Below are 16,649 nucleotides of genomic sequence, written 5' to 3'. Positions count from 1 at the left end.
GGCAGGAATTGGGGGCGCCCCGGTTTCGGAGGGTATTTCCCTGTTCCCCGGGGACACGGGTTTGGCGGCCCGTACACAAGCGCAGCAGCCGCCGTTGACCCGCACCACCGTTCACCGGGCCGCGCACGCTGCCGCGCCAAGCCTCCCCCCTTTCCCAAGGCACCAGCACGGCATGCTGGCCCATTGCTGAAAGGGACTGGCATGCACTGCCCATGCCCCACACAGAAGTGACACTGACTGATGCGCCTGAAACCCCTCAATCCTTGAGCAAGCGCGCCTTCACCGTTCGCCCCTTGATCTTCCCGCTATTGAGCCGGGCAACCACGTCATGCGCAATCTTGCGGTCCACGGCCACATAGGTTGCGAACTCGTTGATGTCGATCTTGCCCACTTGCTCGCGGGTGTAGCCCAGGTCTGCGGTGAGAGCGCCCAGCACGTCGCCCGGGCGGATCTTGTCCTTGCGGCTGGCATTGATGTGGATGGTGGCCTTGGATGGCAGGAGCCGGCCGCCGGGAGCCGGCGTCAGCTCGTCCAGCGGGTACCAGACGGAGGGGCTGCCCTGCATCTGTTCGATGTTTCCGACCGCGCCCATTTCGTCCATCGTCGCAAGACTCAGGGCCAAACCTTTCTGGCCGGCGCGGCCTGTGCGGCCGATGCGGTGCACGTGCACTTCAGGGTCGGGCGTGATGTCCACGTTGATGACGGCGCCCAGATGGGTCACATCGAGGCCGCGAGCCGCCACATCGGTGGCGACCAGCACGGAGCAACTGCCGTTCACGAAGCGCACCAGCACCTGGTCACGGTCACGCTGCTCCAGATCGCCGTGCAGCTCCAGCGCGCTGTAGCCCTGGGCCTGCAGCAGCTCGGCAAGGGCCCGGCAGCGCGCCTTGGTATTGCAGAAGGCCAGCGTGCTCTCGGGCCGGAAATGCTCCAGCAGGCGAGCTACCGAAGGCAAGCGTTCTTCCTTGTCCACCTCGTACCAGCGCTGCTCGATCTGCTCGCCGCTGTGCTGTGCGGCGACCTTGACCGTGACCGGGTCACGCATGAATCGCGCGGCCAGCTTGGCGATGCCTTCGGGGTAGGTGGCGGAGAACAGCAAGGTCTGGCGCTGCGGGGGGCACTGCTTGGCGACTTTCGCGATGTCATCGACGAAACCCATGTCGAGCATGCGATCCGCTTCGTCGAGCACCAAGGTGTTCAGCGAATCAAGGTTCAGATTGCCCCGGTCCAGGTGATCGATCACACGGCCGGGCGTGCCCACGATCACGTGCGCGCCGTTCTCCAGGCTCGCGTTCTGGCCGCGCAGCGGAACGCCACCGGACAGGGTCACCACCTTGACGTTGTCTTCCGCACGCGCCAGGCGGCGAATCTCGGTCGTCACCTGATCGGCCAGCTCGCGGGTGGGGCAGAGCACCAGGCCTTGCACCGAGAAATTGCGCGTATCCAGCTTGGCCAGCAGCGCCAGGGCAAAGGCTGCGGTCTTGCCGCTGCCGGTCTTCGCCTGAGCGATCACATCCTTGCCTTCAAGCGCAGGGGGCAGGCTGGCGAGCTGGATCGCCGTCATTTCAAGGTAGCCGAGCCGCTCAAGATTGGCGAGCGTTGCCGGCGAAAGCGCAAGTTTGTCGAAGGAATGGGGGGAAGCCGAGGGAGGAGTCATGAGGGCATTTTAAAGTTGGCGATTTCAAGACCGAAGCGCACACGTTGGTCACTGAAAAAGAACAGGAGACATGCTGGGCAATTGCCAGCATGTGCGAGAGGACGGCCAGCGGGGTGTTGAAGCCATGGATGACACAAGACGCCTCAACCGGCGGCGGCCCCGGGCGAGACCCATGCGTCTTGGCCCAACGCCGTGTTTCTGCATGCCGCCCCTGCAACGCATAACATCTTGACACGCTTTAGGACTGAAAAGTGTCCGCTCACATCCGAAAACCTTGGAACACTCTGCGCCACGCGCCGAGGAGCGAGGCAGTTCGTTGCCACGCCCCGGCCGCCGCCTGAAAGCCCGCAATGCACCCCACACCACAGGCTGCAGCCTCCACGCTGCAGCCGCCTGACCGCGCGCCCGCGAACTCCTACCCGGCCTGCGCAGAGCCGGACCACCTCGGCCACGATGCCAAGAGTTCCTTGATCCCTCCCGCCCTGGCCTCCTCCCTGGCGGCCGCGCTGCTGGTGGCCTGCGGAGGCGGTGGGGGCGATACGGCACCCGGTACCGGCAATGGAGGCACGGGCGGTACGGGCACCGGCCCTGGTGGCGGAACCGGTACCGGCACCACGGCCACCCCCGCCAGCGACGAGGAAGCCGCGCGTTTCCTGCTGCAGGCGCAGTTCTCGGCCACCGACGAGGAGATCGCAGCGCTGCGCGCCAAGGGCTACGGCCCCTGGCTGGCCGAGCAGTTCGCGCTGCCCGTGGACACCACGGGCACGGCCTGGCTGATGCAGCGCGGCTACGGCGTGGCAGAGGCCGGCACGCGCTACGACAACGTCTCGTATCCCTCCGACTTCATGCTCTGGAGCCAGCTTTTCACGGAGCGCGACGCCGTGCGCAAGCGTGTGGCATTGGCGCTGTCGGAGATCATGGTGGTCTCCACCACGGGGCTGGAGCAGCCCTGGAGCATCTTCCTGGCCTCCGGCTACTGGGATCTGCTGAACCAGCACGCCTTCGGCAATTTCCGCGCGCTGTTGGAGGCCGTGACACTCAGCCCCGCCATGGGCATCTACCTGAGCACGCGCGGCAACCAGAAGGAAGACACCCGCAGCGGCCGCCAGCCCGACGAGAACTACGCCCGCGAGGTGATGCAGCTGTTCACCATCGGCCTCTACCGCCTCAACCCCGACGGCACCGAGCAGCGCGACGGCAGCGGCAACCGCATCGATACCTATTCGGCAGCCGATGTGAGCAACCTGGCGCGCGTCTTCACCGGCTACGACTACGACACCAGCAAGAACCAGCCCACCAACCTGAGCGGCAGCACGGTGACGGGGCTGCAGCAGGCGCTGCTGCCCATGGCCTTCAACGCCGCGCGCCATTCCACGCTGGCCGCCACTTTCCTGGGCACGACCGTGGCTGCGGGCACGTCGGGGCCAGCGGCGCTGAAGGCGGCGCTGGACACGCTGTTCAACCACCCCAACGTCGGGCCCTTCATCGGGCGCCAGCTGATCCAGCGGCTGGTCACCAGCAACCCCAGCCCCGCCTATGTGGGGCGCGTGGCCGCCGCCTTCGCCGACAACGGCAGCGGCACGCGGGGCGACCTGCGCGCCGTGATCGCCACCGTGCTGCTGGACCCGGAGGCGCACAGCGCGGCAGGGCTTGCCAGCCCCCAGTACGGCCGCCTGCGCGAGCCCATGGTGCGCTTCGTGCAATGGGGCCGCACCTTCGGGCTGCGGTCGGCACGCGGCACCTGGAAGATCGACAACCTGAGCGACCCGGCCACCCGCCTGGGCCAGAGCCCGCTGCGCTCCGGCTCGGTGTTCAACTTCTTCCGCCCGGGCTACGTGCCGCCCTCCACCGCCCTGGCCACGACGGGCAGCGTGGCGCCGGAGTTCCAGATCGTCACCGAGACCAGCGTGAGCGGCTACCTGAACTTCATGCAGAACGTGATCCGCAACGGCTACTACGTGAACGCGCCGGACCTGCCCCAGGGCGGCAGCAGCGCGGCCAACGGCTTCGACATCACCTGCAGCTACGCCAACCTGCTTCCCCTGGTGGCCGACGCCGCCGCGCTGGTGCGCAAGGTGGCGCTGCTGCTGTCGGCAGGGCAGGTATCGGCTGCCACACAGGCGCGCATCGTGGCCGCGCTCAATGCCACGCCGGTGACGGCCACCAGCAACACCGCCACCCAGCTCAACCGCGTGGCCGCCGCCGTGCTGCTGGTGATGGCCAGTCCCGAATATCTGGTGCAGAAGTGACCCAACAAGTGACCGAACAGGTGACCGAACGTCTGCAAAGCAAAGCGATATCGCCATGAATTTCATCGACCCCGCCCGCCACACGCGCCGCGCATTCCTGCGCCGCAGCACGCAACTGGCCGCCGCCGGCACCGCCCTGCCCTTCGCCCTGAACCTCGCCGCGCTGGGCGAGGCCGCCGCCTTCGAGGCGAACGACTACAAGGCGCTGGTCTGCGTCTTCCTCTACGGCGGCTGCGACTACGCCAACACCGTCGTGCCCTACGACAGCACCCGCTACGGGCAGTACTCCACCATCCGCGGCGGCAACAGCGACGGCACGGCCGGTGGCATTGCCCTGGCCCGCGCCGCGCTGGGCAATACGCTGCTGCAGCCACGCACGGCACTGGCCGGGGGCATGCAGTACGCGCTGCACCCGTCCATGACGGGCCTGGCCGGCCTCTTCAACGCGGGCCGTGCGGCCGTGCAACTGAACGTCGGCCCGCTGCTGGTGCCGCTCACGCGGGCCCAATACACCAGTGGCGACCGGCGCAGCTACCCGCTGCCGCCCAAGCTCTTCTCGCACAACGACCAGCAGTCGGTCTGGCAGTCGCAGGGCGCCGAAGGCTCCACCGTGGGCTGGGGCGGCAACCTGGGCGATCTGGCGCTGTCGGCCAACGCCACGTCGCTCTTCACCTGCATCTCGGCCACCGGCAACGCCGTGTTTCTTTCAGGCGACCAGGCACTGCAGTACCAGATCAGCCCGAGCGGCGCCGTGCCCATCAACGCGGTCAAGGGCGCCAGCGTCTATGGATCGACCGCCGTGCGCGGCCTGCTGAGCGAGCTGGTGCAGACGGTCGGCCCCCACGCGATGGAGGCCGAGTACGCCCGCGTCACGCAGCGCTCCATCAGTGCCGAAGGGCAGATCTCTTCGGCCCTTTCCAGCGCCAGCCTGTCCACCGCCTTCCCTGCCAGCAACCCGCTGGCCGACCAGCTCAAGGTGGTGGCCAGGCTCATCGCCGGACGCAACGCGCTGGGCACGCGCCGGCAGGTGTTCTTCGTCTCGCTGGGCGGGTTCGACCTGCACGACAACCTGATCGCCAACCAGCCGCAACTGCTCAGCAAGGTGAGCAGCGCCATGACGGCCTTCTACAACGCCACGGCCGAACTCGGCGTGGCCGACAAGGTCACGGCCTTCACCGCGTCGGACTTCGGCCGCACGCTGACCTCCAACGGCGACGGCTCGGACCATGGCTGGGGCAGCCACCACTTCGTGGTGGGCGGCGCAGTGCGTGGCGCGTCCTTCTATGGCGCGCCACCGCCCATCAGCGTGGGCAACGGCAGCGGCAGCGAAGACCAGTGGCACGTCGGCCAGGGGCGCCTGTTGCCCAGCACCGCCGTGGACCAGTACGCCGCCACCCTGGCGCGCTGGTTCGGCGTGGCGAATACCGAGCTGGCGGGGGTGCTGCCGCACATCGGCAACTTCGGCGGCTCGGCATATCCCATCGATCTGGGGTTCATGGGCTGAAGCCTTGCTTTTGCGATGGCGGGCTTTGTGGTCAAGGCACGAAGATCAGCCGGGGCCGTCGCTCGCTGCGGCGAGAAGTGGCACCAGGACATCACCAATCGGTGTCGGAACTGCGCGCGCCCGGCCGCGGCGCGCGATGACACCGTTGCGGATATCCCATTCGAGCGGCCGGCCTGCCTCACGATCCGCCAGTATGGACGTGCCCAGGTCGGCCGGGAATGCCTGGAACTTGTCGAGGATCGCCTGCGGGACCTCATCGCCCAGTTCAGCACCTTCGGCACGTGCCACGGCCAGGCACTCCCTCAAATAGTCCAGAGCGAGCGTCGAAATATCGTGCCGGCCGAACATGCCCGAGCGGCGATGCGTGAGTGCCATGAGCCCGGCCGCTGCGTTCTGCAGCAGCTTTTGCCACGCCAGGGATTTGAAATTCGAAACCAGGTCTACCGAGCATCGGGTGCCTTGCAGTGCCTGCGCGACCACGAGGGCCGCAGCCTCGTCAGGCAGGCTGATCCGGGCGTCGCTGCGCAAGAGCACCGACCCGTCGGGTTGCGCCTGTGCAGGGAACCACACGACTGCGGGAACGATTCGCCCCTGCGGGCACAGCGGGGTGACACTCTCCACCTGCTCAACCCCGTTTTGCAGGACACACACGACGGTTTGCGGACCGCTCAACGCCGCCAGCCAATGCGCAACCGCAGCAGTTTGAGTCGCCTTGACCGCGAGAAAAACAAGGTCCGCCGGACCTTCGACCTGGGCCGGGTCCGTTCTGACCGGGCCGGGAACCACGATGCGAAGACCGCTGCCGTGCAGCGTCAGGCTGTCGCGCGGCGTACGACCGCACAGCAACGGCGTGCGACCGACTTCATGCAGCGCAGCAGCAACCGTTGTCCCGATTGCCCCGGGCCCCAGCACCGCAATGCGTGGATGGGTTGGTTGATTCACTGAAACGAGCTCCTTGACCTTGGTGCGCAGCGCCAACTCGGGCACCATTGAAAGCGGTGATTATGATGTTCTGCGCAGTGGAGGGGCAAGTCGGCGGGCCTTGCCTTTTGGAATGCAATATGAGTTGACATATATTGCAGTATTCCTCAACGACTGGCGCATATCCGGCTTTGTGATTCCATGCCTTTGGGCAAATTGCTCCACTTCCGTCGTGTCAAAACGGGTTGTCTGGATAAAATCCAGGGCCTCGGCGCTGGTATTCAAAAACCTAGCGATGGGAGGAATACCCAGAAGCCATTTCAGCAATCGCAGCGGAATATGACGCCCGGGCGCCTTCAGCCCCAAAGGTTGTGCCACCTGCGCGAGAAGTTCCTGCAAGCCGGGGCTCCGGGCATCGAGGGCCAGCAGTTCCTGGCCCACCATGGAAGGATCAAAGGCGCAAGCCGCCACCAACTCGACCAGATAATCCACAGTGACCAGTGGCAACCAGTGCGCGGCAGTACCGGGTACTGCAGCCAGCTTTCCCTGCACCAGATTGCGTATGAGATCCACCAGCGGCTGGCCATCCGCGATATGCCCCGTGCGGCTATGACCGCAAACCGTGGCGGGGTGTACAACGGTCATCTCTCCACCCTTGGCATTCATGCAGCTGAGGGTGGCGAAATGCGCCTCCAGCTTGCTCGCCTCGTAAGCACCGACTTGGCGATAGATGGCAGGCCAATCCGTCAGCTCCGGATGGCCGGGATCAATCCCGATGCGTTGCAGATGTTCATTGTTTTTCAGCATGTAGCCGCCGATCATCACCAACCGGCTCTCTTGCTCGGCCGCCAACTGCGCCACGCGCCTTGCCCCTTCCACATTCACTGCACGTGCATGCGCCATCGAAAGGCCCCAGGCGAAGTGGGCTCCCAGATGGAATACGACCTTGGCCTGCCGCAGGACCTCTCTATCCGCAAGGCTCAGACCAAGGTTTTCTTGCTCCAGATCGCCTGCTACGGCAAAGACGCGGGCTGCGACGCCACCCAGACTCTCGACCTGCTGGCGCAGTTCAGCGAGGCGCTCCGGGCGACGCATCAGCACCCGAATGGTGTGACCTTTCGCGCTCAGGTACGACAGCAAATGCTGGCCGATGAAGCCCGTCCCTCCCGTAACAAAGCACTCCACGCTCATTTTTCTGCTCCTTGGCACGATGAAAAAACCAAGTGTAGACTGTCGACTCAACTCTACAGTCAAGCGATTTTTTCCATGAATATCGGGGAACTTGAGGTCCGCAGCGGCGCCACGCGCCATACCTTGCGCTATTACGAGAAAATCGGCCTTATTTCACCCTTGCGGCGAACCAACAATTATCGCGTTTACACACCGCAAACCCTGCAAGACCTGGACTTTATCCAGCGAGCACAAAGCATGGGTTTTTCTCTTGGGGAAATAGGCGAAATTCTGAATGCGCAGAGAAACAAGTCAATAGATTGCGCCGGGGGTGCAAGACTGATTGAAAAGAAGATGGCGGAAATCAAAAAGAAAATCACTGACCTCAAGAGCATTTATCGGTATTTGGACGCGGAGCGCGCAAACCTTGAAGCCAGTGCGGCCAGGCAACTTGAGCTTCAGCAGCTCAATGGCTCTTCCAATTAATGGGGCAGCATCCGGAGTGCAGGTGCTGCATGATGGATATTCTGACCGAGCAGTCCTGCACCCAGCAGAACTGCAGCCCCGCACACGGAGCCAAGCATGACCAAGTCCCTCTTCATCAGTCTCCCCGTGACCGACCTCGGCGCCTCCACCGCCTTCTACAAGGCGCTGGGCTTCAGCCAGAACCCGCAGTTCAGCAGTGAGGATGGTTCCGCCATGGTCTGGAGCGAGGCGATCCAGGTCATGCTGGTCACGCATGCCAAGTGGCGCACCTTCAGCCTGGAATTCGGCGGTGCATTCGGCGGTGCCGCGGTGATGCACGGATACTGTCCCATCCCCCACTGCGGAGCAAAGCATGCGATTGCCGAAGTCTGGACTCATCCCCTGGTTGCTCATGGTTGCAACCCCCGTGTTGGCGCAGATCAATGCGGGAACGCTGCCTGCCACTGCATCGCCTCCGTTCAAGCTCACCAAGGTCGCGCAATTCGATCTGCCCTGGCGCATCGCCTTCCTGCCGGACGGGCGCATGCTGGTCACCGAGAAGGTTGGCAAGCTGTTTCTCGCGGCCCAGGACGGGCAAAAGCTCGAAGTCACCGGCGTGCCGCCCGTGCTGCATGAAAACCAGAACGGCCTGCTGGGCGTCTACCTGGCCCCTTCGTATGCGAGCGACGGGGCCATCTACCTGACCTATTCGGAGTCCGGAGAAATCCGCGGCACCTCAAGCCTGGCGCTCGCGCGCGCCACGCTCAGAATCGGTGCCGGCACCGCTGCGCTGGACGGCCTCAAGGTCATCTGGCGCGACCCCGTCAAGGGCAAGGGCGGGCAGGTGGGTGCCGCCGTGGCTTTTTCGCCGGACCGGAAGTTTCTGTTCCTCACGGCCGGGGACCGGCAGCGCTTCACGCCTGCCCAGGACCCGAATCAGCCGGCCGGCAAGATCCTGCGGCTGACCTTGGACGGCAAGCCCGCGCCCGGCAATCCGATGGAAGGGCAGACCGGCGCGACGTCGGTTCCTGTGATTGATCCGCCCAAGGACACAGAGGCCGCCAAGACCGCGCCGGTGTTGCGCACGTTTGTCTTTGACGGTCCGAATCCGACGCCGTCCGAGACCTGGTCCACGGGGCATCGCACGCCCTACGGCCTGGCGTTCGCGCCGGATGGGCGTCTTTGGGAGCTTGAGCATGGGCCGCGCGGCGGCGATGAGCTCAACCTGATCGAGCCGGGCAAGAACTATGGCTGGCCGCTGGTCTCCTATGCGGTGAACTACAACGGCGTGCCGATTGCCAGCCCGGATACGCGAGCGGACCTCACCAAGCCCGTGATCTACTGGACGCCTGTCTTCGCGCCGGGCAGCCTGATGTTCTACAGCGGCGAGATGTTTCCGCAGTGGAAGGGCTCAGCCTTCGCGTCCGGCCTGCTGACCCGCGCCCTGCACCGGATCGAGGTGAACGGCGCGAGCGCCACGCCTGCCGAGCACTGGACGGTAGGCTTTCGCGTCCGCGACGTGGCGCAGGCGCCGGATGGTGCGCTGTGGCTGATCGAGGACGACCGCAAGGGCGGTCTGTATCGGCTCACACCGAAGTAGGCAGCTGGGGAATGGTTGCCGCGCTGGGCACGGCCTGCGGGCAGCAGGCCCGGCGCTGGCAGCGCCACCTGCCATCAAAGGCTCAGGTCCATGCCCAGCATGGTGGCCAGGCCGAAGGTGAAGAGCAGCACGCACAGCAGCAGCAGCGTGAAGACGGCAACGATCTTGCCGCTGGCAATGAGCAGCTCACGCCGGCTCGCCCCCTTCTTCTTGCCCTGGTCGTAATGCCACTTGATGGCGAAGAACATGGCCGTGCCGAACACGAGCACCTTGAAGGTGACGAAGACTATGGGGACCCAATCGATCATTTGAGAGCTTCCAGCCAATGACTTGGCGCTGTCCATGGTGAGGAGCCCCCCTCCCGGACATGGAAGGCGAGAGCGTCAGCGACGGCCATGCAAGCACGGTACTGCCACACCTTGTGGCGCATACTACCCAAAAGCAATTTCCATACATGAACCCATACGTCGCCGCTTAAATCCATGCAAGATGAGCCTTTGCCCCTCTGGTTGCCGCAACTGGCCGTGCAGGGCGGCCCCCGATTCCTGCAGATCGCCGATGCCTTGCAGGCAGCCTTGGCAGACGGATCGCTGAAGCCCGGTGACCGCCTGCCCCCACAACGCCGGCTGGCGGCCCAGCTGGATGTGGACCTGACGACGGTCACGCGCGCCTACGACGAAGCCAGGCGCCGCCAGCTGCTGGAAGGACGCGGCGCCAGAGGCACCTATGTCGCGGCGCCCAAGGTGGAGCTGAACGCCGTGCTGGACCTGAGCATGAACACCCCGCCACCGCCGGCTGGCGTGGACCTGGACGACATGTTGAAGCAGGGCCTGTCTCAAGTGCTGATGGGTGCGGATGCCCAGTTGCTCATGACCTACCACCTGGGCGGGGGAAGCGACTCAGACCGCAAGGCGGGAGCCAGGTGGCTGCAGCCCATGTTCGGAGATGTGGATGCCCGGCAGCTGGTGGTCTGCCCGGGCGCGCAGGCGGCGATTGCCGCCCTGGTGCTTGCGCTGACGGAGCCTGGCGATGTGATCCTGACCGAGCCCACCAGCTATCCCGGCCTGCGTGCCGCAGCGGCCCAGTTCGGCCGGCGCATCATTGCGGTGCAAGCGGACAGCCAGGGGATCATGCCCGAGCGGCTTGAGCAGGCATGCCGACAGCACAGGCCCGGGCTGGTCTACCTGAACCCCACGCTGCAGAACCCGACCGCCATCACGCTTGCCGAGGACCGGCGCCAGGAGATCGCCAGCATCGCAAAGCGCTGCCATGTGCGCATCGTCGAGGACGATCCCTACTGGCTGCTGGCCGATGCCCCGCCGCCGCCGATCGCCAGGTTTGCCCCGGAGCAGGTGTACTACATCTCCACCCTCTCGAAATGCCTGACGCCCGGTCTGCGGGTGGCCTTCGTGCTCCTGCCTGACCCGCACGAGCGCCAGCGCTTCCTTGTCGCGCTGAGATCCTTTGCGCTGATGGCCACGCCGCTGACGGCCGCCCTGGCCACGCAGTGGATCCTCGACGGTTCGGCCGGAAAATTGATGGAAGGCGTGCGCAAGGAGGCGCGCCTGCGCCACCTGATGGCCAGGGATGTGCTGGCGGGCCGGTACAGCGGCGCGGGAGACGGCCTGCATGTGTGGCTGGAGCTGCCCAGCTACTGGAGTTCCTCGCAGCTTGCGCGTGCCGCCGACAGCGAGGGCATCGCCGTCACGCCGGCACAGGCCTTCGCCACCGGCGGCGAATCCGTGAATGCCATCCGCATCTCCCTGGGCAGCATCAAGGACCGTGGACGCCTGCAGGCAGGGCTTCAACGGCTGTCGCACCTGCTTGCGCGCCTGCCCGAGTCGTTCAGTGCTGCCGTGGTTTAGCGGTTCAGCGCGCACCGAGGCGTGAGGCGTGAGGCGTGAGGCGTGAGGCGTGAGGCGTGAGGCGTTGCGCCGATGGGTTGCCACAACGGCTCAAGGCGCCCGGCAACCCGGGGGGTGCACGCCTTTGAAAGCAGACCTGGGCATGGCTCGCTGGCCGTTCAAGGCGCCAGAGCGAAGTCCACCGCCGCCTGCGCATGCAGGGCGGTGGTATCCAGCACGGGCACGGGGCAATGCTCCTGCTGCACCAGCAGGCTGATTTCCGTGCAGCCCAGCACCATGGCCTGCGCGCCCTGCCCGGCCAGCTGCGCCATGATGCGCTGGTAGGTGCGCCGCGACTCTTCAAGAATCCGGCCCGTGCACAGTTCCTCGTAGATGATGCGGTGCACCTCGGCGCGGTCCGCCTCCTGCGGCACCAGCACCTCCAGACCCTGCTGCTGCAGCCGCTCACGCATGAAGGGCTGCTCCATGGTGAAGCGTGTGCCCAGCAGCCCCAGCTTCCGGTAGCCGCCTGTGCGGGCTGCGTCGGCTACCGGCTGGGCAATGTGCAGGAAAGGGATGCGCACCGCTGCCGCAATGCGATCCGCCAGCTTGTGCATGGTGTTGGTGCACAGCAGCACGCCGTCCGCCCCGCCCTGCTGCAGCCGTCGCGCGGCATCCTCCAGCAAGGCGGCCGCGTCGTCCCATCGGCCTTCATGCTGGGCCAGCTCGATGGGGCCAAAATCCACGCTGTACATGAGCAGTTTTGCAGAGCGCAGCGGACCCAGCCTGTCACGCACGCCCTGATTGATGAGCCGGTAGTACTCGGCGCTGGACTCCCAGCTCATGCCACCGATGAGACCGATGACGCGGTGAATTTCCGTGTGGTTTGAGTTCATGCCTGTAGTGTGCTTCATGGCTCGGCAATGCAACGCGCCCACCGCCGGCGTCGAGGCCTTGCGCCCGGTGCCGCCCTGTCCTGGAGCGCATGGCGGCCGATTTTGCACAGCCATTGAGCCTTGCGCAGCTGGCCCGGATGATCCACCGCACGCCGCTGCAGTTTCTGCGCGAGTTTTCCCAGCTGCCGGACATGACGCCGCATGCCTATCTTGTGGAAACCCGCGTACCGGCGGCCCGCCCCATGATGCAGGCGGGTGCCCATTCCCTGGCTGGTATCGCCCACGATTGCGGCTTCGGCCATCAGTCGCACATGGGAGCGGCTTTCCGCAAAACTCTGGGGCTGACGCCGGGCCAGTACCTGGCCCGCATTCGTCACACGGGCAAGCAGTGACCGATGGAGCACATGAGACAGTCACAGCCAGGACATAGGGCCTCACGGGCTTTCCAGGGAGTGCCAGGCACTTTCAGCGGCCCGTGTTGGATTTTCATAACTATTGTCAATCCGAACAGACGGACTCGACCTGCGCACTTCAACCGCGCATACTCATGTCTGTTCTTCTCGCTACTGCTCTGGGCTGCGATTGGGGGTTGAGATTGGGGGTGTGATCGCGCGGCAACCATACTTTGCCGTGCACCGGTCAATGGATCGGGTTAATGATAATTCATTCCCTTTAGCAAGCCATACCGCACCGATTGCCATCGCACTCGGAACAGAGGATAGCCAACCCGCAGGCAGCATGTGAATTTAATGTGCGTACACATCTGATAGAGCAGATCAACGAAATGACCCTTCGTAAATCCACATTCGCACCTTTGAGCAGAATTTTCGCTTTCGCCATTGAACTGGATGGAGTCGACCGTGTTCTGTCTGTCGTTCGGCGGCATCTCGGCATGGACGTAGCCTTTGTGGCCCGATTCCGGGAAGCGGATCGGGTGCTGGAGCATGTGGACGAGAGCACTGCCGGAGTGATTTTTCGGCATCAGAAGATTCCATTGAGCGAGGGCTATTGCCAGAAAGTGGTCAATGGCGAGCTGCCAGAGCTGATTCCCGACACATCCCTGTTACCCGCTGCCCAGGAGATACCGGAAACGCACACCATTCCTATCGGTTCGCACCTGAGCGTCCCCATCCGTCTGGATGACAACCAACTGTTCGGCACTTTGTGCTGCTTCAGCCACCAGCCCAATCCTGCGCTGAGTGTGCACGATATGTCGCTGCTGCGCGCATTCTCCGATTTATTGGGACTTCATTTCAGTGCAACTTCTGCCGTCCGGCATGCAAGAGACAAAGTAACCCACGAAATTCGACTTGCAATGCAAGGCAATGCGCTGCGCCCTGTATTTCAGCCCGTATACACCATCGCGACAGGAAAGCTGCACGGCTTCGAATGTCTGTCACGCTTTGACCTGGAGCCACGTCGCCCGCCCGACCAGTGGTTCAAGGCAGCGCACGAGGTGGGGCTGGGGCTGGAGCTGGAGCGCCATGCGATCGACACAGCGCTTGGCGCACTTGGCAGCCTGCCCACCGACTGGCTGGTCGCCGTCAACTGCTCACCGCAGTTGATCCAGTCGGGGCAGTTGCCCAGGCTTCTGGGTTCGGATCGGGATCTCTCACGCGTGACGCTGGAAATCACGGAGCATGCCGCCGTGGATGACTACAGGGCTTTGGCTGATGCCCTGGCGCCGCTGCGGCGCCGGGGCGCGACCTTGGCAGTCGACGATGCAGGGGCCGGATATTCCAGCATGCGGCACATCCTGCATCTGCAACCGGACATGATCAAGCTGGACATGAGCATCACGCACGACGTCGATACCGACCGCAGCCGCCGTGCGCTGGCCAAGGGCCTCACGAGCTTCGCGCACGAGATAGGAAGCGTGGTGGTTGCCGAGGGCGTGGAGACTGCCGAGGAATTCAACACTCTGGCGAGCCTGGGCGTGGATTTGGCCCAGGGCTACTTTTTTGCCAAGCCGATAGGGCCGCAAGAGGCGCTGGCAATGGGCGCTGCAATATAGGCCACGATCTTCCTGCCGGCGTCCTTGCCTGGCCGACTGTTGGCCGAAACCGCCGAAGGCAGTGCCCAGCCACCAATTGACCGATATCAAGTGCCACCGGCAATTGCGCCCGGCCGTCGCGCACCCGGCGCATAATCTTTCCCATTCTTTACCCCAGCCCATCCGCCATTGCAGGTCTGCATGCGGCAGGCGCGTCCAGCGGCCATCGCGGCGCTCCAGCATTTCCCCAGACTTCCAGCAAGTGCCTCCCGGCAGGCGGCCATGGGCATGCCTACGGTGAACCCAGATGGAAGTTTTGCAGCAACTCGAACCCCTCATGCGCGAGATCATCGCGCCCCAGGCCGCGCAGATTGACGAGCAGGCGCGCTACCCGCGCGCTGCGCTGGATGCGTTGGCCGCAGCCGGCCTGCTGGGCCTGATCAGCGCCAGCGAGGTGGGCGGCCGGGGCAAGGGCCTGGCCGAGGCGGTGCAGGTCATCGAGCGCATTGCCCAGGACTGCCCCTGCACGGCCATGGTGCTGACCATGCACTACTGCGGCGTGGCACTGATCGAGCCCTTTGCCGATGACGAGGTGCGCCGCGACATTGCCGCCGGCCGCCACATCACCACGCTGGCCGTGTCCGAGGCGGGATCGCGCAGCCATATCTGGGCGCCCACGGGCACGGCCACCGCAGCCGAAGATGTCATCCACCTGAATGCGCTCAAGAGCATGATCACCTCGGCCGGCGAGGCCGATTCCTATGTCTGGATCTCGCGCGCCACGCAGGGCGAGGGCAATACGCTGTGGCTGGTGGACAGCCGCCTGCCGGGGCTGTCCATTCCCGGGCGCTTCAACGGCATGGGGCTGCGCGGCAATGCGTCGTCGCCCATCGAGGCGCGCGATGTGGGTGTGCCGCGCGCCCGCATGCTGGGTGCCGATGGCGAGGGCGAGGCCGTGAAGGGCCGCCACCTGATGCCGTTTTTCCCCACACTGATCGCCACCACCTCCATCGGCCTGATGCAGGGCGCACTGCGCCGCGCCGTGGCCCATGTGGCGGGCACGCGCTTTGCGGAAAGCGGCAGCTCGCTGGCCGACCTGCCCACCATCCGCGCCTACCTGGCCCGCGCCCAGCTTCGCCTGGAACAGGCCCGCCTGCTGCGCGACGACACCGTGGCCGCCGTGCAGGCCGCCCGAGCCGACACGCGCACGCGACTGCTGCAGACCAAGGCCGCCGCCGCCGAAGCCGCGCTGGAGGTGACCGACATTGCCATGCGCGTGTGCGGTGGCGCCGCCTTCCGCAAGGAGCTGGGCATAGAGCGCCTGTTCCGCGATGCGCGTGCCGCCTCGGTCATGGCGCCCACCACCGACGTGATCTACGACATGCTCGGCAAAGGCATGTGCGACGCCGCCGCCTGAACCTGAACGGCAGAACCCGTCGATCGCTTCACCACCCTCCCCCATCCAGCAAAGGACTTCCGAATGACGACAACCGCCCCCGTGATCAAGCTCGGCGCCGTGGCCTACGCCCCCAAGGTGATCACCATCTGGGAAGGCTTCAAGGCATATTTCATCGAGCGCGGCTACTACTTCGACTACGTGCTCTATTCCAACTACGAGTCGCTGACCGAGGCGCTGATCGCAGGCGATGTGCACCTGGCCTGGAACTCGCCGCTGGCCTTTGTGCGTGCCGACCGCATGGCCCGCGCGCGCGGCCTGCGCGTGGAGTCCATCGCCATGCGCGATACCGACCTGGACCTGCATTCGCTGCTGGTCGTGCCCGCCGACAGCCCCATCCAGAGCGTGCAGGACCTGCGCGGCAAGACCGTGGGATTCGGTGCGGTGGACTCGCCCCAGGCCACGCTGATCCCGCTGGACCATCTGCGCCAGGAAGGGCTGGTGGCCGGGCGCGACTACACGGCGCGCCGCTTCGACGTGCTGGGCGGCAAGCATGGCGACCACATCGGCGGCGAGCGCCTGGCCGCCGCCGCCATGGTGGCCGGCGAGATCCAGGCATCGTGGATGGTTGGCAAGAACTACCAGGCCTTTGCGCGCGAGGGCACGCTGCCGGCCGGTGGCACGCGCGTGCTGGCCACCTCGGGCGCGTTCGACCACTGCAACATGACGGCCGGCCCGCACATCGATGCCGAACGCGCCGCCGCCTTCCGCGACATCCTGCTGGCCATGTCCTGGGACGACGCGGCCGTGCGCCCGCTGCTGGAACTGGAAGGCCTGAAAGTCTGGCACCCGGGCCGAGGCACGGGCTACGGCCTGCTGGAACGCGCGGTGACGGACGAGGCCTTCTACGACGCCGAAGGCCGCATCACCGTGCAGGACTACCGTTACTGACAC

General features: G+C 65.3%; 14 protein-coding genes and 1 pseudogene. 10 read left to right on the top strand and 5 right to left on the bottom strand.

The features are described from left to right. Positions 1 to 256: 256 nt before the first annotated feature. Positions 257 to 1,657 carry an ATP-dependent RNA helicase DbpA gene (gene dbpA / locus ACFPFG_RS30195; RefSeq protein WP_312379367.1) on the bottom strand — a complete coding sequence of 467 codons (1,401 nt, stop codon included), beginning with the start codon at positions 1,655 to 1,657 and terminating at the stop codon, positions 257 to 259. 350 nt (positions 1,658 to 2,007) lie between these two features. Between dbpA and ACFPFG_RS30190 the strand changes: the two genes are divergently transcribed. Together ACFPFG_RS30190 and ACFPFG_RS30185 are read left to right on the top strand one after the other, a co-directional pair. Next, complete coding sequence (locus ACFPFG_RS30190) at positions 2,008 to 3,906, top strand: DUF1800 domain-containing protein (RefSeq protein WP_380109574.1); 1,899 nt, start codon at positions 2,008 to 2,010, stop codon at positions 3,904 to 3,906. Positions 3,907 to 3,961: 55 nt separating this feature from the next. Next, positions 3,962 to 5,410: a DUF1501 domain-containing protein gene (locus ACFPFG_RS30185; RefSeq protein ID WP_312379370.1), complete on the top strand. Its 1,449-nt coding sequence runs from the start codon at positions 3,962 to 3,964 to the stop codon at positions 5,408 to 5,410. Between the two features lie 45 nt (positions 5,411 to 5,455). On the opposite strand, the gene ACFPFG_RS30180 is transcribed toward ACFPFG_RS30185, so the two are convergent. Beyond that, positions 5,456 to 6,400 carry an oxidoreductase gene (locus ACFPFG_RS30180; protein WP_380109572.1) on the bottom strand — a complete coding sequence of 315 codons (945 nt, stop codon included), beginning with the start codon at positions 6,398 to 6,400 and terminating at the stop codon, positions 5,456 to 5,458. Between the two features lie 12 nt (positions 6,401 to 6,412). Then, positions 6,413 to 7,522, bottom strand: a complete 1,110-nt coding sequence (locus tag ACFPFG_RS30175) for an SDR family oxidoreductase (RefSeq protein ID WP_380109570.1) — start codon at positions 7,520 to 7,522, stop codon at positions 6,413 to 6,415. 75 nt (positions 7,523 to 7,597) lie between these two features. On the opposite strand from ACFPFG_RS30175, the gene ACFPFG_RS30170 reads away from it, so the two are divergent. The 3 genes and pseudogenes from ACFPFG_RS30170 to ACFPFG_RS30160 all read left to right on the top strand — a co-directional run bounded on the left by ACFPFG_RS30170 (position 7,598) and on the right by ACFPFG_RS30160 (position 9,566). Beyond that, positions 7,598 to 7,987 carry a MerR family transcriptional regulator gene (locus ACFPFG_RS30170; protein ID WP_380109568.1) on the top strand — a complete coding sequence of 130 codons (390 nt, stop codon included), beginning with the start codon at positions 7,598 to 7,600 and terminating at the stop codon, positions 7,985 to 7,987. A 96-nt stretch (positions 7,988 to 8,083) separates the two neighbouring features. Continuing rightward, a pseudogene (locus ACFPFG_RS30165) lies at positions 8,084 to 8,170 on the top strand (VOC family protein); the annotation flags it as partial. A gap of 169 nt (positions 8,171 to 8,339) precedes the next feature. Beyond that, positions 8,340 to 9,566 (top strand): PQQ-dependent sugar dehydrogenase, encoded by a 1,227-nt coding sequence (locus ACFPFG_RS30160; protein WP_380109566.1) that lies wholly within the window; start codon positions 8,340 to 8,342, stop codon positions 9,564 to 9,566. Between the two features lie 74 nt (positions 9,567 to 9,640). On the opposite strand, the gene ACFPFG_RS30155 is transcribed toward ACFPFG_RS30160, so the two are convergent. Then, positions 9,641 to 9,874 carry a hypothetical protein gene (locus tag ACFPFG_RS30155; RefSeq protein ID WP_012206300.1) on the bottom strand — a complete coding sequence of 78 codons (234 nt, stop codon included), beginning with the start codon at positions 9,872 to 9,874 and terminating at the stop codon, positions 9,641 to 9,643. Positions 9,875 to 10,048: 174 nt separating this feature from the next. Between ACFPFG_RS30155 and ACFPFG_RS30150 the strand changes: the two genes are divergently transcribed. Further along, a complete protein-coding gene (locus tag ACFPFG_RS30150) occupies positions 10,049 to 11,431 on the top strand; it encodes an aminotransferase-like domain-containing protein (protein WP_183021815.1) in 1,383 nt (460 codons plus the stop codon). Positions 11,432 to 11,589: 158 nt separating this feature from the next. Here the strand turns inward: ACFPFG_RS30150 and ACFPFG_RS30145 are convergent, their stop codons facing one another. Continuing rightward, positions 11,590 to 12,306 (bottom strand): aspartate/glutamate racemase family protein, encoded by a 717-nt coding sequence (locus tag ACFPFG_RS30145; RefSeq protein WP_183021816.1) that lies wholly within the window; start codon positions 12,304 to 12,306, stop codon positions 11,590 to 11,592. 89 nt (positions 12,307 to 12,395) lie between these two features. On the opposite strand from ACFPFG_RS30145, the gene ACFPFG_RS30140 reads away from it, so the two are divergent. From ACFPFG_RS30140 to ACFPFG_RS30125, 4 genes are all read left to right on the top strand, one after another. Beyond that, positions 12,396 to 12,698: a helix-turn-helix domain-containing protein gene (locus ACFPFG_RS30140; protein ID WP_232245756.1), complete on the top strand. Its 303-nt coding sequence runs from the start codon at positions 12,396 to 12,398 to the stop codon at positions 12,696 to 12,698. 392 nt (positions 12,699 to 13,090) lie between these two features. Further along, complete coding sequence (locus ACFPFG_RS30135) at positions 13,091 to 14,320, top strand: sensor domain-containing phosphodiesterase (protein WP_183021817.1); 1,230 nt, start codon at positions 13,091 to 13,093, stop codon at positions 14,318 to 14,320. 286 nt (positions 14,321 to 14,606) lie between these two features. Next, the gene (locus tag ACFPFG_RS30130) at positions 14,607 to 15,716 is read left to right on the top strand and encodes an acyl-CoA dehydrogenase family protein (protein ID WP_183021818.1); all 1,110 of its coding nucleotides are present in this window, start codon (positions 14,607 to 14,609) and stop codon (positions 15,714 to 15,716) included. A gap of 63 nt (positions 15,717 to 15,779) precedes the next feature. Continuing rightward, positions 15,780 to 16,646 (top strand): phosphate/phosphite/phosphonate ABC transporter substrate-binding protein, encoded by an 867-nt coding sequence (locus tag ACFPFG_RS30125; RefSeq protein ID WP_013801769.1) that lies wholly within the window; start codon positions 15,780 to 15,782, stop codon positions 16,644 to 16,646. Positions 16,647 to 16,649: the final 3 nt, after the last annotated feature.

This window comes from Delftia deserti (assembly GCF_042653485.1).
GTDB lineage: Bacteria > Pseudomonadota > Gammaproteobacteria > Burkholderiales > Burkholderiaceae_C > Comamonas > Comamonas acidovorans.
This window is presented reverse-complemented; position numbering and strand designations above follow the sequence as displayed.

Excerpts from the sequence above, each read along its gene's own strand:
- ACFPFG_RS30175 (WP_380109570.1), bottom strand. The coding sequence starts at position 7,522 with ATGAGCGTGGAGTGCTTTGTTACGGGAGGGACGGGCTTCATCGGCCAG.
- ACFPFG_RS30185 (WP_312379370.1), top strand. The coding sequence starts at position 3,962 with ATGAATTTCATCGACCCCGCCCGCCACACGCGCCGCGCATTCCTGCGC.
- ACFPFG_RS30190 (WP_380109574.1), top strand. The coding sequence starts at position 2,008 with ATGCACCCCACACCACAGGCTGCAGCCTCCACGCTGCAGCCGCCTGAC.
- ACFPFG_RS30170 (WP_380109568.1), top strand. The coding sequence starts at position 7,598 with ATGAATATCGGGGAACTTGAGGTCCGCAGCGGCGCCACGCGCCATACC.
- ACFPFG_RS30155 (WP_012206300.1), bottom strand. The coding sequence starts at position 9,874 with ATGATCGATTGGGTCCCCATAGTCTTCGTCACCTTCAAGGTGCTCGTG.
- ACFPFG_RS30125 (WP_013801769.1), top strand. The coding sequence starts at position 15,780 with ATGACGACAACCGCCCCCGTGATCAAGCTCGGCGCCGTGGCCTACGCC.
- dbpA (WP_312379367.1), bottom strand. The coding sequence starts at position 1,657 with ATGACTCCTCCCTCGGCTTCCCCCCATTCCTTCGACAAACTTGCGCTT.
- ACFPFG_RS30130 (WP_183021818.1), top strand. The coding sequence starts at position 14,607 with ATGGAAGTTTTGCAGCAACTCGAACCCCTCATGCGCGAGATCATCGCG.
- ACFPFG_RS30150 (WP_183021815.1), top strand. The coding sequence starts at position 10,049 with ATGCAAGATGAGCCTTTGCCCCTCTGGTTGCCGCAACTGGCCGTGCAG.
- ACFPFG_RS30145 (WP_183021816.1), bottom strand. The coding sequence starts at position 12,306 with ATGAACTCAAACCACACGGAAATTCACCGCGTCATCGGTCTCATCGGT.
- ACFPFG_RS30180 (WP_380109572.1), bottom strand. The coding sequence starts at position 6,400 with ATGGTGCCCGAGTTGGCGCTGCGCACCAAGGTCAAGGAGCTCGTTTCA.
- ACFPFG_RS30140 (WP_232245756.1), top strand. The coding sequence starts at position 12,396 with ATGGCGGCCGATTTTGCACAGCCATTGAGCCTTGCGCAGCTGGCCCGG.
- ACFPFG_RS30135 (WP_183021817.1), top strand. The coding sequence starts at position 13,091 with ATGACCCTTCGTAAATCCACATTCGCACCTTTGAGCAGAATTTTCGCT.
- ACFPFG_RS30160 (WP_380109566.1), top strand. The coding sequence starts at position 8,340 with ATGCGATTGCCGAAGTCTGGACTCATCCCCTGGTTGCTCATGGTTGCA.